Origin of the sequence: Sphingobacterium sp. 1.A.4, from assembly GCF_002734245.1 — a bacterium.
Taxonomy (GTDB): domain Bacteria; phylum Bacteroidota; class Bacteroidia; order Sphingobacteriales; family Sphingobacteriaceae; genus Sphingobacterium; species Sphingobacterium tenebrionis.
In genome coordinates, this window is the sequence record NZ_PEAZ01000004.1 from 1 (window position 1) to 929 (window position 929).

Genomic DNA, 929 nt, shown 5'->3' on the forward strand with positions numbered 1-929 from the left:
TCTCGTGGTCCTACAACCCCATATCTGCCGTAACAGGTATGGTTTGGGCTCTTTCCCGTTCGCTCGCCACTACTTGGGAAATCATTGTTATTTTCTCCTCCTACGCTTACTTAGATGTTTCAGTTCGGCGCGTTCGCTTCATTTGATGGCATGTCTTCAACATGCCGGGTTGCCCCATTCGGAGATCCACGGATCGATTCGCATTTGCCGATCCCCGTGGCTTATCGCAGCTTATCACGTCCTTCATCGCCTCTGAGAGCCTAGACATCCCCCGTGTGCCCTTGTTTACTTTCTTCACGACACCATCCCTTTTGCCAGATGGTGCGTTGCTTTGGATCCATGCCCGTGGGCACTTCTCCTCTGTTGTCTTCTCTTGTTATCTCTTTTCTTCCAATATGTCAAAGAACTCTCATCCCTTCCCCTTGCGGGAAGGCCTGTGGAGAATAACGGATTCGAACCGTTGACCCCCTGCGTGCAAGGCAGGTGCTCTAGCCAGCTGAGCTAATTCCCCTTCCGTATCCTGGTAGTCCCGAGCAGATTTGAACTGCTGACCCCTACATTATCAGTGTAGTGCTCTAACCAACTGAGCTACGGGACTAGCTTATCTTCATCTCTCTCTCGGTGACCCCATCCTGGACATCGTCCGGGCGGGCACTTTCTTCTTTATGAGTCTGTTATCCATCATCTATGATCTGTTATGCAGCGAGGCCGGGTACAGGCCCCAGAAAGGAGGTATTCCAGCCGCACCTTCCGGTACGGCTACCTTGTTACGACTTAGCCCCAATTACCGGTTTTACCCTGACACGCTCCTTGCGGTTACATGCTTTAGGTACCCCCAGCTTTCATGGCTTGACGGGCGGTGTGTACAAGGCCCGGGAACGTATTCACCGCGTCATTGCTGATACGCGATTACTAGCGAATCCAACTTC

General features: G+C 52.1%; 2 tRNA genes and 2 rRNA genes. All 4 read right to left on the reverse strand.

Features of this window, described 5'->3' with window-relative positions:
- A 23S ribosomal RNA gene (locus tag CRJ00_RS01400) occupies positions 1-295 on the reverse strand; the annotation flags it as partial.
- 142 nt (positions 296-437) lie between these two features.
- Positions 438-511 (reverse strand) — tRNA-Ala (locus tag CRJ00_RS01405).
- Positions 512-521: 10 nt separating this feature from the next.
- Positions 522-598, reverse strand: a tRNA-Ile gene (locus CRJ00_RS01410).
- A gap of 127 nt (positions 599-725) precedes the next feature.
- A 16S ribosomal RNA gene (locus CRJ00_RS01415) occupies positions 726-929 on the reverse strand; the annotation flags it as partial.